This is a genomic window from Gorillibacterium sp. CAU 1737, assembly GCF_039888655.1.
GTDB lineage: Bacteria > Bacillota > Bacilli > Paenibacillales > NBRC-103111 > Gorillibacterium.
The window spans coordinates 338,495-353,867 of the sequence record NZ_JBDQQO010000004.1 but is presented as its reverse complement, the minus strand read 5'-3'; the positions used below and the strand labels follow the sequence as shown (position 1 = coordinate 353,867).

14 protein-coding genes are annotated in these 15,373 nt (G+C 53.9%); 5 read left to right on the top strand and 9 right to left on the bottom strand.

Features of this window, described 5'->3' with window-relative positions; genetic code table 11:
* Nucleotides 1–384 precede the first annotated feature (384 nt).
* Nucleotides 385–1,461 carry an alcohol dehydrogenase AdhP gene (adhP, locus tag AAFN83_RS11325; protein WP_347769316.1) on the bottom strand — a complete coding sequence of 359 codons (1,077 nt, stop codon included), beginning with the start codon at nt 1,459–1,461 and terminating at the stop codon, nt 385–387.
* A gap of 157 nt (nt 1,462–1,618) precedes the next feature.
* Here adhP and AAFN83_RS11320 point away from each other — a divergent pair, with 157 nt between their 5' ends.
* Nucleotides 1,619–2,782, top strand: a complete 1,164-nt coding sequence (locus AAFN83_RS11320; RefSeq protein ID WP_347769314.1) for an iron-containing alcohol dehydrogenase — start codon at nt 1,619–1,621, stop codon at nt 2,780–2,782.
* Between the two features lie 517 nt (nt 2,783–3,299).
* Here AAFN83_RS11320 and AAFN83_RS11315 read toward each other — a convergent pair.
* The 3 genes from AAFN83_RS11315 to AAFN83_RS11305 form a co-directional block, all read right to left on the bottom strand.
* Nucleotides 3,300–3,785 (bottom strand): hypothetical protein, encoded by a 486-nt coding sequence (locus tag AAFN83_RS11315; RefSeq protein WP_347769312.1) that lies wholly within the window; start codon nt 3,783–3,785, stop codon nt 3,300–3,302.
* Nucleotides 3,786–4,007: 222 nt separating this feature from the next.
* Nucleotides 4,008–4,718, bottom strand: coding sequence for an HAAS signaling domain-containing protein (locus tag AAFN83_RS11310; protein WP_347769310.1), 711 nt, complete (start codon nt 4,716–4,718; stop codon nt 4,008–4,010).
* Entirely contained in the window at nt 4,715–5,056 is a 342-nt protein-coding gene (locus AAFN83_RS11305; protein WP_347769308.1) for a PadR family transcriptional regulator, read from the bottom strand. Before AAFN83_RS11305 ends, AAFN83_RS11310 begins: the two co-directional genes overlap by 4 nt.
* A gap of 213 nt (nt 5,057–5,269) precedes the next feature.
* Between AAFN83_RS11305 and AAFN83_RS11300 the strand changes: the two genes are divergently transcribed.
* Both AAFN83_RS11300 and AAFN83_RS11295 read left to right on the top strand, forming a co-directional pair.
* A complete protein-coding gene (locus AAFN83_RS11300) occupies nt 5,270–5,986 on the top strand; it encodes a class I SAM-dependent methyltransferase (protein WP_347769306.1) in 717 nt (238 codons plus the stop codon).
* 293 nt (nt 5,987–6,279) lie between these two features.
* Entirely contained in the window at nt 6,280–6,912 is a 633-nt protein-coding gene (locus AAFN83_RS11295; protein ID WP_347769304.1) for a fibronectin type III domain-containing protein, read from the top strand.
* A gap of 117 nt (nt 6,913–7,029) precedes the next feature.
* On the opposite strand, the gene AAFN83_RS11290 is transcribed toward AAFN83_RS11295, so the two are convergent.
* Nucleotides 7,030–7,686 (bottom strand): putative ABC transporter permease, encoded by a 657-nt coding sequence (locus tag AAFN83_RS11290; RefSeq protein WP_347769302.1) that lies wholly within the window; start codon nt 7,684–7,686, stop codon nt 7,030–7,032.
* A 155-nt stretch (nt 7,687–7,841) separates the two neighbouring features.
* On the opposite strand from AAFN83_RS11290, the gene AAFN83_RS11285 reads away from it, so the two are divergent.
* Nucleotides 7,842–8,693, top strand: a complete 852-nt coding sequence (locus AAFN83_RS11285; RefSeq protein ID WP_347769300.1) for a copper amine oxidase N-terminal domain-containing protein — start codon at nt 7,842–7,844, stop codon at nt 8,691–8,693.
* On the opposite strand, the gene AAFN83_RS11280 is transcribed toward AAFN83_RS11285, so the two are convergent.
* From AAFN83_RS11280 to AAFN83_RS11265, 4 genes are all read right to left on the bottom strand, one after another.
* A complete protein-coding gene (locus AAFN83_RS11280) occupies nt 8,684–9,922 on the bottom strand; it encodes an MFS transporter (protein WP_481810503.1) in 1,239 nt (412 codons plus the stop codon). The two genes, AAFN83_RS11285 and AAFN83_RS11280, sit on opposite strands and share 10 nt — an antisense overlap.
* Nucleotides 9,923–10,153: 231 nt before the next feature.
* Complete coding sequence (locus AAFN83_RS11275; RefSeq protein WP_347769296.1) at nt 10,154–12,034, bottom strand: ABC transporter ATP-binding protein; 1,881 nt, start codon at nt 12,032–12,034, stop codon at nt 10,154–10,156.
* The gene (locus tag AAFN83_RS11270; RefSeq protein ID WP_347769294.1) at nt 12,031–13,755 is read right to left on the bottom strand and encodes an ABC transporter ATP-binding protein; all 1,725 of its coding nucleotides are present in this window, start codon (nt 13,753–13,755) and stop codon (nt 12,031–12,033) included. Before AAFN83_RS11270 ends, AAFN83_RS11275 begins: the two co-directional genes overlap by 4 nt.
* A 6-nt stretch (nt 13,756–13,761) precedes the next feature.
* Complete coding sequence (locus AAFN83_RS11265) at nt 13,762–14,214, bottom strand: MarR family winged helix-turn-helix transcriptional regulator (protein ID WP_347769292.1); 453 nt, start codon at nt 14,212–14,214, stop codon at nt 13,762–13,764.
* 457 nt (nt 14,215–14,671) lie between these two features.
* On the opposite strand from AAFN83_RS11265, the gene AAFN83_RS11260 reads away from it, so the two are divergent.
* On the top strand, nt 14,672–15,274 hold the full coding sequence (locus AAFN83_RS11260; RefSeq protein WP_347769290.1) for a class I SAM-dependent methyltransferase: 603 nt from the start codon (nt 14,672–14,674) through the stop codon (nt 15,272–15,274).
* Nucleotides 15,275–15,373: the final 99 nt, after the last annotated feature.

Below are 15,373 nucleotides of genomic sequence, written 5' to 3'. Positions count from 1 at the left end.
GAACCGTTTCCTCCCTGCTCGATTCTAACGGACAGCAGGACCGCTAGGTCAAAAATAAAAAACGCTCGTAGCACCGACTTTTTACCGTCGGTGCTACGAGCGTTTTCCTTCTCAGGGCAACCCACTTCCATCAGGACAGCGAGTGGCCTACCCGGTTTGCCAACATTGATGTAAGCACTTGATCCGGTAGACTTCCTCCAGTGTCAGTGCTGTGAGCTCTTCTCTCCGGAGGTTCCTCCTGTTGTCTTCCCGCTTCTCTGAGGCGTCGAGGGCTTCAGCCTGGCTCATGCTCGGCTTCCTAACTGGTCTCCTAGCGCCAACGCTCACGAGCTTCGGCCGGACTAGCGCCCGTCGCCCGCTTCATTGCCTGCATACTCAGCAGGACTAGCGTCCGCCATCCGCTCCGCCGCTTGAAGCTCCAGCCATGGCGAGCTCTCGCTGCGGTTCTACCCCGTAGTCCATGACGACGCGGCCCTGGATGTCGCCTTTCTCCATCTCGGCGAAGATCTCGTTGATGTCCTCCATCTTCCGCTTCTCGATGGTCGCCTTCACCTTGCCCTCGGCAGCAAAGCGGAGCGCTTCCTCCAGGTCGAGGCGCGTGCCGACGATGGAGCCGACGATGCGGGTGCCGTCAAGCACCGTGTTGAAGATGGGCACCTCCATCTTTTCCGGAGGGAGCCCGACCAGCACGAGCGCGCCGCCCCGCTTCAGGGAATGGTAAGCGCTGTTGAATGCCTTGGCCGTCACGGCGGTAACAATGCTTGCCTGTACGCCGCCGATGCGCTCCTTGATCCACTTCTCGGCGTCCACCTTCGTCGGATTGACCGTCAGATCCGCGCCGAGGTTGATGGCCAGCTCTAACTTCTCGGTGATCGTGTCCACCGCAACGACGTTCAGCCCCATCGCCTTGGCATACTGCACCGCAAGGTGCCCGAGCCCGCCGATGCCGACGATGGAGACCCAGTCTCCCGGCTTCGCTTCGGATACTTTGAGCGCTTTGTAGGTCGTCACTCCGGCGCAGAAGAGCGGCGCGGCCTCCACGAACCCGAGGTTTTCGGGGATTTTGACCACATAGTCAGCAGCGGCCAGACAGTATTCGGCATAGCTGCCGTCCACGGAATAGCCGGCGTTTTGCTGATCCGGGCACAGCGTCTCGCGGCCGCTCAGGCAGAACTCGCAATGGCCGCAAGCGGAGTACAGCCAGGGGATGCCGACGCGGTCTCCCTTGCGCAAATGCGTAACCCCCTCCCCCAGCTCCTCTACCGTTCCTACTCCCTCATGTCCTGGGATAAGCGGCAGCTTGGGCTTAACCGGCCAATCTCCGTTCGCCGCGTGCAGATCCGTGTGACAGACGCCGCAGGCATGAATGCGCACGAGCACCTGCCCTGGTCCCGTGCGGGGCCGCTCGACCTCCTCGATCTTAAGCTTTTTGCCGAATGCATGGGTTACCGCAGCTTTCATGGTTCGCTTCTCCTTGTCCGTTATGGATTTTGGACATCCTCTGCTACAATAGAAACTGAACCTAGTTTGCGGCAACGCCGCAATCCCCATACTTGGAGACTACGACGAAATAAGCATCGCGTTATTCCTCGCAGCTCCTTATTCACGGAGGTATCCCATGAATCGTTTTCGCTTCCACAATCCGACCCGCCTGCACTTTGGCGAAGGCACCCTGGACCAGTTGAAGGAGGAGCTTCCGGCTTACGGCAAGACCGTTCTCCTCGTCTACGGCGGCGGGAGCATCAAGCAAAACGGCCTCTACGACGGCATCATCCGCATCCTCAGCGACCTGAACATCACGGTTCACGAGCTGTCCGGCGTCGAGCCCAATCCGCGCGTGTCTACTGTTCGCAAAGGGGCGGAGCTCTGTAAAAAGGAAAACGTCGACTTCATCCTCGCCGCAGGCGGCGGCAGCGTCATCGACTGCGTGAAGGCCATTGCGGCAGGTGCGCGCTATGACGGCGACCCGTGGGACTTCATCACCCATAAAGCTCCGGTTAAAGAAGCTCTGCCGTTCGGCACCGTGCTCACGCTCGCGGCGACCGGCTCTGAAATGAACAGCGGCTCGGTCATCACGAATTGGGAAACGCAAGAGAAGGTCGGCTGGGGAAGCCCGCTCGTGTTCCCGCAGTTCTCCATCCTCGACCCGGCTTACACCCGTTCGGTTCCTCGGAACCAGACGATCTACGGCATGGTCGACATCATGTCGCACGTCTTCGAATCGTACTTCAACCATACCGAGAACCGCCCGGTCCAGGACGGCTTCTCCGAGACGCTGCTGCGTACGGTGATCGAGACCGCTCCGAAGCTGCTGGAGGACTTGAACAGCTTCGAGCATCGGGAGACAATCCTCTACTGCGGAACCATGGCACTGAACGGCATGATCTCCATGGGCATTCGCGGCGACTGGGCGACGCACAATATCGAGCACGCCGTCAGCGCCGTCTACGACATCCCGCACGGCGGAGGTCTTGCGATTCTCTTCCCGAACTGGATGGAGCATGTGCTGGATTCCGGCCCGGAGCGCTTCAAGCAAATGGCCGTCAACGTCTTCGGCATCGACCCGGCCGGCAAATCCGCACGGGAAGTCGGGCTGGAAGGCATTCAGGCGCTGCGCGCCTTCTGGACGAGCATCGAGGCTCCATCCCGCCTTGCCGACTATGACATCGACGACAGCCAACTGGAGACGATGGTCGACAAAGCGATGGTCTACGGCCCGTTCGGCCACTTCCAGAAGCTCGATCGCGAGGATGTCCTCGCCATTTACCGCCGCTCCTTATAATAGGAGTCGATTTTTATCCTCGCCGGTAGGCGGGTTTTCTTGGCTCGCTTCGAAAAAAGATCGCCCTCCGCTTGGCTGGAATGCCAAGAAGACGGGCGATCTTTTTCACGTTAAACGCACGACAGGCGCATGGGAAAGAGGTGCCCCTGATGCATAAGCGATTGCTGGCTCTCATCTGGGGAAGGCCCAAAAGCCAATCATGGTGTTTTGAAGCGGTGCGAAACGCGACAGCTGGTGCAAATAAGGGTACGGCAGATCCTTATTTGCGCTAACACCGGAGCGGAGTTCAAAATAAGGATTTGGGATATCCTTATTGTCCTGAAAAGGCGTAAAAACGGGGCAGGTGGCGCAAATAAGAATACGGCAGATCCTTATTTCCGCTGAAAGAGGCGCTCAGATCGAAATAAGGATACGGGAAATCCTTGTTCCTGTGACTGTCGCATGTTTATCCTCGCTTGGGAGCCGGAGGCTGATGAGCGGTTTGATGCAGCCGGTTGTGTCACCGCACCTTCATTCCTCATTCCTTATCCTCTTCCGCGAAGAACGCCTTCACACTAGTAAAAAGGGAGTCCTTCGGACGGGACCACAAGCGATACGCCTTTTTTCCGCCGTCCAGGCTGATGTCGCCTTCGTTGCTGATTAACAAGCTTACCGGCTTTTCTTTGCCCTCATCCCCGTACATCAGAGTAATAATCATGCTCTCGGAGGCGGCCCCCCCCTCGCTTATGCCACTATACAATCTCAGCAGCCGCACACCACGCACATCGTGGAATTTCCCGTAAAATGCCGAAATCTTATCCCTATCCTTGATCGTAATGTCCCTCGTATGAAACTCTCCATCTGCATAGAGGGTTCCATAAAAGATGGTTTGAACCTTTTCCTCAGACGGGAGAACTTGATCGGCCTTATAGGGGAATTTGTAATCGGCAATCCACCCGACAAGCAGGAGGGCCAAGAGGACCAGACTGATATGGTAACGTCTTCTCGATTTCTTCTGTTTCACGGGATCATCTCCCCTAGGATTGGGGTTGGAAGGTTTCATGGACGAATCGCCTTTCCAGCATACCACGTCAATGTTTTCCTATCTACTGTATAAAATGTTATATTTTTCAGTCGTCGGAAGACCAGGATCGCATAAAAAAGAAGATCCATCTCGCTTGGTTTCTTTGCACCAAGCGAGATGGATCTTCCTCTATTATCATGATGAATCGAGCACTTCCTGTATTCACTTGAACCAATTCGGAAAAGCAGCCCGCAGCAGCTCGCGGATTTCTCCTTGGCGAAGCGGTTCTGCATTCGTTACTTTCCGCGTAATCTCCCCGACGACCTCCGCCCCCACGGCCATGTGCCCGATGGCAAGGGCGCCGAAGGACACGACCCCAACTGCGATGGCGCCTGCAGCGAACGTGCCGACCGCAATGGCTCCTCCTGCCATTCCCAACCCCAAGGCAATCGCACCAAACGCCAGCAGTCCGATAGAGAGTACGCCCAGAGAGAGAAGCCCGAAGGAAAGAATCCCCATCGAAGCAAAACCAAATGCGATATCGCCAACGGCCAGGATGCCCTTCGCAACCGCTAAGCCGCCGGGAGGAATAAAAGAAGTCCTTCGAAGCTTGATATGAACGAGCGGCAGTCCGAAGAGGGTCCGCTTGCTCTTGTATTCGTAATACGGATATCCTCCAAAGTTCTTGATCAGCTGGGCCAACTGATCCGGAAGCCGGTCTTCTTCCACTTTTCCGCCCAAATTCTCCGAAAACTCTCGTGCGACCTCCTCAGGAGTGCCCATGCGCTGAAGGGCCGCCTCCACCCCTTCCCGCTCCGCCCGCTCCAGAATAGACGCCGTCAGATCCCGCTCGATCCGCTTTTTCGTCGCTGCATCCACCTGCAGCCTCGCCAGCACCTTGGCGACAAACTCCTCTATACGAAACGATGTCATAAGTCTCCCCCTAACACATGCTGAATGGACGTCATGAAGTGCTTCAAGTCCGCCTTCAATTCCTGCTCTCGTGTCCTGCCGTCCTGAGTGATTCGGTAATATTTACGCGGCGCGCCGCGCTTGGCCGCATCCTTCTCTTCCCAGTAGCTCTCGATGTAGCCCCCGTCCTCCAGCCGATAGAGAACCGGATAGAGCGTCCCTTCCTTCATACGAAAATACCCCCGGCTTCTCTCGTCCAGTTCGCTGATCAGTTGATACCCGTACAGATCGGCGCTGCCAAGCAAATGCAGCACGAGAATATCCAGTACGCCCTTTTTCAATTGGCTTGATTCGTTCATAGTCACCTCTGCGTCGCTTATTACTTTGTATTACTAAGTATATAGTAATGGTGAATTATAGAGTTGTCAATCCACAATCCAGTATTAGTTGACCAACAGTGGTTATTTTTTCTCTATATCCATTTTCTCCAAGGGAAAGCACTTTGTGCCATGTTATGCTTGTTTTAGGAAGCTCGTTAGAGAAACATGACAAGTGAAAACAGGGAGGAAGCCATGACCAATCCATATAAGGAAACCCTAAAGAAGCTGGAAGACAGCAAACATTTGATCAGCATGGTACCGATTGATGAGATCATTCGATTTGGGCACTCCATCGGACTCCATAAGGAGAGCAAAGTATTGGATTTGTGCTGCGGGTACGGAACCGTCTTGAAGGTATGGCATGAAGCCTTTGGAGTCAGCGGGGTAGGCGTAGACATCTGGGATGAGGCCATCCTGATAGGACGAGAGCGATTGATAGAAGCGGGAATCAAGAGTATTAACTTGATAGAAGGCGATGTATTGCAGTACCAGGATACCGCCTCCTACGATGTCGTCATTTGCAGCGAAACCTTCGACTCCATAGATACTACATTGGCGCTCGGCGCAAGGTTTCTAAAACCGCAAGGCGTCTTGGCTTATCAAAAAGTATATGCAAAAACACCAAACCCACCGCAGGAGCTTCTCGACTTTGAAGGCCAAGTGCTGACGCTCGGAGAATTGAACAAGATATTTACAAACCTCGGTTATTTTATTACCCATTTGGCCACCGATTCGACCGGCGATTGGGAACGCTACATCACCTGGAGTGCCAAACGCGATTTGGCCAGGCTTCGGTCTAACCCAACCAATGAAGAGGTTCGAAGCTGGATTGATCAGTGGTATCGGATGTACTTTGATTATCGCCGTCCCTATGAGGGTCAGGCTTTATTCGGCCTGGAACGATTATAAAGAAGGCACGAAAAAGGCAATTGCATAGGGAGCAAGCCTCGCAACACGACTCAAGCTTGTCCTGTATCCATACTCCGTACAAATAATCAAGGTTTGATATGGAACATTTTTGAATAGGGTAGTAAAATTAGGAAGTCTCGCTTTCTTCTCTCATAAAAAGTCAAAACATGGGGATATTCTAGACTTTTTGCTTAAAATAGAAGCTTCCGGGGATGGGGGATGTCGTCTCAAAAGGTGACTTTTCAGCTCGAATACATAGGAATATCAATATCTTGTCGAGGAGGATTTGATTCATGAAAAAGCTCATGTCTATTCTTATCGTTCTTGTTGTGCTTGTAGGCAGTTCGTTTGAATCCGCGCCTCTCAACAAAGCAATCGCGGCAGGAACGATGTCCCCCCCGCGCAATCTTACAGCCGTCGCTGGTAATGAATTTGTGAGGCTTACTTGGAAGGGTGGCGGAGACAGCTACTATTATATTAAAAGGGCTACCAAGGCAGACGGGGACTATCAAACCATCGGCACCATGTCGATCATGCAGACCTATACGGATAACACGGTTAAAAATGGCGTTACATATTACTATGTGGTAACCTGCGGGATTAACAATGAGAGCGCACCCTCCAACCAAGTTTCGGCGACACCGAATCTTCCTGTAGCCCCAGCGAATCTGAAGGCCGTCTCGGCAAAATCCAAAATCACGCTCACTTGGGATCCGGTTCCGGGAGCTGATTTCTATAATGTCTATCAATCTACAACTTCAGGCGGCCCATACAAAACCGTAATAAAGGAAATAACCGCGACAACCTTTGTCGATGTGAATCGGGAAATGGTCAATGGGACCCTATATTACTATAAAGTGAAGGCATCTAGCCGAAATGCCCTCTCTCCACTGTCCAATGAGGCTTCGGCAACCTATACACGGTAATCGTCGAACGAGCCATCCTTCCTATCTAACCAAGAGCCTCACTTATGTGGGGCTCTTTCTACATAAAAAAGAGCAAAAAGGGACTGTCCCTTTTCGCTCTTGGAAGGAGTATGGTTTCTATGCGAGACTGCCTTCCGGTTCAGGGCCCCCTACTTGGCTGGCCGCCGGCTCCAGTAGATTCTCCTTCTCTTCAACAGCCGGTCTCGTCCTTTCGCCGATCCATGCCCTCTCCTTGTCCTGTTTCATTCTCCACCCCAGCAGCCCTTTCGTTTGCTTCCTTCGCAAAATCATTGCAGCCGCCACTACCTCCACCAGCATCGCGATCCCGATCCAGAGCGCCGCAGGATTCCAAAGCCCTGCGATTCCTTCATACATGGTGCGGACAGCCGGGTGCAGGCCATACAGGGCTCCCAGCATCAGCGGGAACCAGCACAGGGAAAAGGCCATGCAGACATACCCCTGTACGCTCCCCCTCATCCCCCGGTAATCCCAATACCGTTTGCCAAAGCCCTTGTCCAGCAAAAAGCCGCTGGCAAACTCGATGCCGCTCGGAATCAGCAAGCAGCAGACCAGGAGGAACAGCAGACTCCCGCCCGTCTCCTTCGCAGCAAGGACAAACGTTACGGCCAGGCCGTACATCGGTTTGATCGGCGAGAACAGAAACCCTTCCTTCCAGAACCGTCTTGCTGTTACCCGGCTGTAGACATTCTCCAGCAGCCATCCCCCGAACCCGTAAACCGTGTAATAGAACAGCCATTCCGCCCATACGCCCACAAGGAAGCCCTCCACTAGTTTTTGGCATTAGTATGGAGCAACGGAGTGGAAATATACGAGTTGGAAAAGAGCGGGAGTTCGTAAGCAACTTTCTTCTCTAACTAAGCATCTTTATTGTAAAGATCTTACCCGTCCATTCTGGAGGTATTCAACCCATGAAAAAGCTCTTCCTAACCATCGCTCTGATTTTACTCTGCTGCGTCCTGTTAACCGGCTTTTCCTACCCGCGAACCGCTACTGCTCCTCTCATCCGATTGAACGATGTGTACGTGATGTACACCTACCCGAAGGCTCCCTATGTGAATGAACAGGGTCGCCTCATGGTCCCGTTGCGCTTATTTAGTGAGATGATCGGAGCCGAACTTTCGTATACCCCATCCACAAAAAGTGCGATTGTATCGCGGGGTGGGCACCGATTGGAGATCAGGGAAGGAGGGCCAACCGCTTATGGTGATGGTGAGCCGATTCCGTTGGAATCAAGCCCTGTTGCCGTTCAAGGAAGTCTCTATGTTCCTCTTCGCTTCCTGATGGAGGGACTGCACATTCCAAGCCGCCAAGAAGGGAGCATTACGGTTCTCGAAGGAGATTCCTTTTTCAAAAAAGGACGCTATCTCTATCACGATCAATTGGATTGGACCGGCCAGGGCCGCACCCTGGACCCTTTGTCGATTCGCCCGCTGGACCTGTCCTTTCAGGTGGAAACCGAGAGTTCCCCCATTACCGGTACGACGAGTGGAACCGCCTTCGTCAGGGCACAGAATGTTTCGGGCGAAGCCATTGAGAAGGGCCGTCAGGATCTGCACGTCTGGATTTACCAAAGTCAGATCATGTGCATGAATGACTATGAAAGCCCGCGCATCAACAGCAAAGAAGTCCGGCCCGCCCGAAAGAAAAATGAGATCTTCACGGAGAAGATCTCATTTACCCTGCAGAATCCGAATGATAAAGTCCATGTCGTACTGGCCGTCGGCCGGACGCTCAAGACCTATGAGGAAGCCTATCGCTGATCGGCGGTCGCAGCTGCCCCGGCAAGTTTCCCTGTGAACTTGAAAGCGAAGAGCACCAATAGGAAGGATATGCTTCCGAAGGCAACCGCCATCCATTGCAGGCCGATGGTATCCAGGAAGAACCCGGTGGAGAGCAGCACCACTTGGGTCAGCACTCGATCGAGCATGTTGCGGAACGAGAAGAACCGCCCGTGGTACTCCCGAGGAACCTCCGTCTGAAAGTAAGCTGCAATCAGCGGATAGAAGCAGCCTGCGGCAAAGCCGAACAGGGAGAACGATGCGATGGAAAAAGGCTTCGAGTCGCCGAAATAGAGCGACAAGTGAGCGATGGCCACGAGCAGCGCGAACAGAACCAGCCGCTTGAGCAGAGGCCCATTGGACGAGAGCTTCTTCACGAGGAAGGCGCCGAGAATGAAGCTGGTGCCTTCGGCGGCATAGAGAATCCCCTTGATCGTCGCGTCCTGTTGCAGCTCGCTCACCCCGATTACCATGAGGTTGAACCCGCCGATAAACAAGGTGGGGATAATGGCAAGCAGCAGCAATGCGACCACCACCGGCATCCCCTTCAAAAGCGGGATCATCTCGCGGAAGCCTCCTCCCTGCTCTGCTCCCGCTTTGGAGCGGCTTCGTTTCCCGGCAGCAGCGGAGCGTTCGAGGGAAGCGTCCGCTCCCTCATCGATCTGCAGCAGCCAGGTTGTCCCAATGAGAATGGCGTAGGCCACCGCCGACACGATATAGAGCTCGGTCAAGTTCATGAATGTCAACAGGATGCCCGCCAGTGCCGTTCCGAGAATTCGCGACAGCGTGGAGGCGTTCATGTGCGCTCCGTTGAGTGTGATGAGCTGCTCCCTCGGGACGATGAGCGGAAGCGTTGCCTGCAAAGCCGGGAAATAGAAGGCGGCTGCGATCTGCAGGACGACCATGAAGGCGACCATCCATGCCACAGAATCCAGCGCCAGGGCGACGAACATCAGTCCGAGGCTCAAGAGGCGAACAATGCCGGAGTAGACCAGCACCTTTTTCTTCGCGGTGTTGTCAATTATCCGTCCTGCTAGCGGCCCCAGCAGAACCCCTGCGAACAAGCCGGCAAACAAAATGAGCGATTTCATAAAATCCGAGGGAACCAACCGCTGCATGAACTCCAGGTTGGCGATCGTCGCCGTCCACAAGCCCAGCCCTGCGATAAATTCCCCCAACAGCACAATCCAGACGTTTCGGTTTTTCCAAATCAACGAACATACCCTGCCTTTCGCGCCCCGGCCCCTGTCGCACATGGTCTCGACTCATTCATCAAGCCGTGCCACAAGCGGGTGCGCTGACTGTCTACCATCGTACCAGCAGGCCGATTCATTTGGCAAGAACTGTTGTCATCCGAACCAAACACAAAAAACCGGAGTCCTGCACAGGCAGGCTCCGGTTTTTCGTTGTACCCGAGTTCCATGACGAGGACGTTCGTCCCCTTATCCAGCGTCCACAGCAGTGGTCGCGCGTCCGGTGAACTGACTGTTGTACAAGTCGGCGTAGAAGCCGCCTTGTTGCAGCAATTCGACGTGCGAACCTTGCTCGATCACCGTTCCGTGGTTCATCACGAGGATGAGGTCGGCATTCTTGATCGTAGACAACCGGTGAGCGATGACGAAGCTCGTGCGGCCTTCCATCAGGCGGTTCATGGCTGCCTGGATGTGCACCTCGGTCCGGGTATCGACGCTGCTCGTCGCTTCGTCGAGGATGAGGATGGCCGGATCGGCCAAGATGGCGCGGGCGATGGTAAGCAGTTGCTTTTGCCCCTGCGAGATGTTGGAGGCTTCTTCGTTCAGCACGGTGTTATAGCCTTCCGGCAACGTACGAATGAAGTGATCCGCATGGGCGGCCTTCGCGGCGCGAACGACGTCGGTCTCCGAGGCTCCCTCTCTGCCGTAGGCGATGTTGTCCATGATCGTCCCGTTGAACAGCCAGGTGTCCTGCAGCACCATCCCGAACAGGCTGCGCAGATCGCCGCGCTTCAGATCGCGGATGTCCTTGCCGTCAACGGTGATCTTCCCGCCGTTCAGCTCATAGAAGCGCATGAGCAGGTTGACCAGGGTCGTTTTACCGGCGCCGGTCGGACCGACGATGGCAATCGTCTGTCCTTGCTTGACGTCGATGTTCATGTTTTCGATCAGCGAGGTTCCTTCGGTGTAGCTAAAGTTCACGTGCTCGAATTTCACATTGCCTTCCGGATGGGCGAGCGGTTTGGCGCCTTCCAGCTCCGGAGTTTCTTCTTGCTCATCCAGCACTTCGAAGACGCGTTCTGCCGAAGCGACGGTCGACTGCAGGATGTTGGCAATGTTGGCGGTCTGCACGATCGGTTGAGTAAATTGACGAGAGTATTGAATGAAGGCCTGAATGTCACCGACGGAGATCCGCCCGTGGGTAACGAACAGCCCCCCCACTACACTGATCAGGACATACCCGATGTTGTTGACGAACCCGAGTATCGGGAAGATCAAGCCGGAGATGAACTGGGCCTTCCATCCGGAATGGTAAAGACGGTCGTTCACTTCACGGAACTTCTCGACCGATTCCTCTTCTCGTCCAAACGCCTTGACGATGTTGTGACCGGTGTACATTTCTTCCACGTGGCCGTTCAATTCTCCAAGCTCCCGCTGCTGATCCTTGAAGTATTGCTGCGACTTCGAAGCGATCGTCTTCGCGATGAAGGCCGAGACCGGCAGGGTAACGAACGCGATCAGCGTCATCCAGGGGCTGATGGTCAGCATCATCACGATAAATCCAATTAAGGAAAAGACCGAGGTGATGAGTTGGGTCAAGCTTTGCTGCAGGGTGTTCGCGATGTTGTCCACATCGTTCGTCACCCGGCTCAGAATTTCCCCGTGCGTCCGGGCATCGAAGTATTTCAACGGCAGCCGGTTCAGCTTTCCGTTTACTTCCTCCCGCAAGTCATAGACCACGTTTTGGGAAACGCCGGCCATGATATATTGCGTCGCATACGTGAACAATGCGCTTAAGATGTACAACCCTACCAGGAAGAAGATGATGTGCGAAATATACGTGAAGTCAATCGAGGCTCCCGGAATTCCTTTCATCTTGCCCATGACGCCTTCAAACAATTTCGTCGTTGCCTTCCCCATCACCTTGGGGCTCCATACGCTGAAGACGGTGCTCAGGATGGCCATGACAAAGACGGTCAGCAGCTTCGCCTGCTGCGGGCGCAGGTAACGAACCAGCCGTTTCAGCGTCCCTTTGAAGTCCTTGGCTTTCTCAACCGGCCGTCCCATGGGAGGACCTCCATGTCCTTGCCCTTGGTTCCGGGGAGGTTGCTTGCGATTGTTCTCACTCATGCGATCTCCTCCTCCGACAGCTGAGAGGACACGATTTCCCGATAAACCTCACAGGTGCTCATTAATTCTTTGTGCGTACCGATACCGGCGATTTCGCCTTCATCCAGCACGATGATACGGTCTGCGTCCATAACGGTGCTGACCCGCTGGGCGACGATGAGAACGGTCGCTTCGGCCGTCTCGCCCTTCAAGGCTGCACGCAGCTTGGCGTCGGTCTTGAAGTCGAGCGCCGAGAAGCTGTCGTCAAAGATATAGATTTCCGGCTTGCGAACGAGCGCGCGAGCGATGGACAAGCGCTGCTTTTGACCGCCAGAAACATTGGTGCCGCCCTGGGAGATGATCGACTCATAGCCTTCCTTCATCTCGCCGATGAAATCGGCTGCCTGAGCCACCTCTGCCGCATGGCGGATTTCCTCATCGGTGGCATCTTCCTTGCCGTACCGGATGTTTTCAGTGATCGTTCCGGTGAACAGCATCGCTTTTTGCGGAACATAGCCGATCTTGGCGCGCAGCGTCTCCTGGCTCATCTCGCGAACATCGACGCCGTTCACCTTAACGCTTCCGCTGTCAATGTCGTAGAAGCGGGGGATCAGGTTGATGATCGTCGACTTGCCGGAGCCCGTGCCACCGATAATGGCTGTCGTTTCACCCGGTCCAGCATGGAACGAGATACCTTTGACCGCCGGTTGTTCGGCCCCCGGAAAGCTGAAGGTGACGTTATCGAATTCCACATGTCCATGCGTTGCAGCCGCCTTTGAGGTTGCCGGGTCTGCAATGTCGCTCTTCATATCCAGCACTTCGTTGATACGGATTGCAGATGCCGAAGCCCGGGGCAGCATGACGAACATCATGGACATCATAATAAGGGAGAACATGATCTGGAACGCATATTGCAGGAACGCCATCAGACTCCCAACCTGCATATTCCCTTCGTCGATACGGATGGAACCAAACCAGATGATGCCGATGGTCGTAATGTTCATGACGATCATCATGACCGGCATCATGAACGCCATAATCTTGTTGACCTTGATGGCCGTCCCCGTCAGGTCAGCGTTCGCCGCAGTAAACCGCTTCTTCTCCCGGTCGATGCGGTTGAAGGCTCGGATGACACGAATACCGGTCAGCTCCTCGCGTACGACAAGGTTGATTTTATCGACCTTCTTCTGCATTGCCTTAAAGTGCGGCATCGCCGTTCCCACGATGGCGAAGATCGCCAGCCCGAGGAGCGGAATAACGACAGCAAAGATCCACGACAAGGTAGTATCCTTGTTCAGCGCCATGACCATCCCGCCGATGGACATCATCGGGGCCATGACCATCATCCGGAAGATCATGATCGTAATGTTCTGCACCTGGGTGATGTCATTCGTCGTCCGGGTGATCAGGGACGCCGTCCCGATCTTGTCAAACTCACGCAGCGAGTACTTCTCCACGTGACCGAACACTTTGTTGCGAAGATCGCGGCCGAAGCCCATCCCCACCTTGGCGGACAGGTACGTAGACAGCACCGCACAAATCATACTGACGAAAGCTACGGCCAGCATGTATCCACCGATCCGGTAGATGTACGCGTTGTCGCTTTGCACAATCCCCTTGTCCACGATATCCGCCATCAGGGTCGGCAGATACAATTCGGCGAGCGATTGCATCAGCACGAACACCAGAATGAACACGATCGCCGTGGTGTAAGGCTTCAAATTTCGAAACAGTTTCAGCAAGTTGCCTCATCTCCACTCTTTGTTTGCTTCCTTTAAATTATCTCTCATTTGCATGAAAAACCTGCGGAGCAATGCCTGTTCTTCGACCGTAAAATTCTTGAAGCATTCCTTATCGATCTCATTCATGGCCCGTTCCATCTCTTCCGCTACTTCAAATCCCTTCTCGGTGAGATATACACGTGTGATCCGCTGATCTGCCTCATCCGGCTTGCGCTTGACGATTCCGCTGTTCTCAAGCCGCTTGAGCATCACCGTTAAGGTCGCAGGCTTGATGCGCATGGCTTCTGCGATGTCCTTCTGGCTTTGGCCCTCTTTCCGATGCTTGAGAATAAAAAGAACCGGGTGCTGACCCGGATAGAGACCGATCTTTTCCAGATGAGCGTGCGCTCTCTTGAAGTGCAGGCGGATGACCTGGGCGAATAGGAAGTAGAGAGTGTCCCTCGGGTCCTCCTTTAGCAAGGTCAAACCTCCTTTTTTTATTAGTTAGTCGGCTAATCGTTACCCATGATAGCACCATCTCGAAATGGCGTCAACCGGAATCCTTTGTGAGCAAAAAAGATAAATGATTATAAGAATTTTTTCCGAATCGGAGCATTGGAAGTGAAATTAACTTGAAAACGGTTACGCGTAAAATTTAATAAGCCGACTAACTAAAATGCCCGTAAAATACGGGTCTCGATACTGGACTTCCTATCCCAGCATGGCGCATCTGCCGAGGAGATCGGGGAGAAGCTGTTATCCGAGCTTAATGGCATGGAGTATGACCTTCGGACGGAACTGCTACACATTCGTTTAGAAAAGGGGCTGGTGGCCGGAAGCATGAAAAGCCGGGCTCACAGCCAGGAGAAGGACTCTGAATAGGAAACAATAGACTAAAAACCATATGGAGAGGTATTCTGAAACGAGGAGGGATCTCATGGGAAATACCGATCAGTTTGACCGGATAGCGGAACGGTATGACACTCCGGAACGAATCCATGTCGCGAAGGTGTCGGCCGACGCCATTCGAAAATATCTGGTGGATGCCAAAACAAAACATGCGATCGATTTTGGCTGTGGAACCGGGCTTGTCGGGTTGGATCTGGCAACCGAGTTTGCTTCCGTGCTCTTTCTGGATACCTCGCCCAATATGATCGAACAGATCAAGCAGAAGATTGCGGACCTGTCGATTTCAAATGCGGATACCTTGTGTTTTGATTTTGAAAAGGAGTCCCTGCCCGAGCTCCATGTCGACTACATCTTTATGGTTCAGGTTCTCCTTCACATCCCGGATATACAGCCCGTTCTGACAAGGTTATTTGATGTTCTGAAGGAAGGCGGCCATTTGCTGATCGTCGATTTTGACAAAAATGACAACATTGCTTCCGACCTCGTTCATAACGGATTCCACCAACTTGAGCTGGCGGGCACTCTGCAGGAAATCGGGTATCAGGATATTCGATCCGAGGTTTTCTATTCCGCCGACAACCTGTTCATGGGTCAAGAAGCCTCTATGTTTATTCTGGACTGCCGGAAATAGAACATCCTGAACGAATAAACTCGCCCTCTGCTGAAAGCCGCTTTCCTATTCCCCCTGCGAATACTCCTCCTGCATCAGCGGGAAGAATGGAGGCAAATG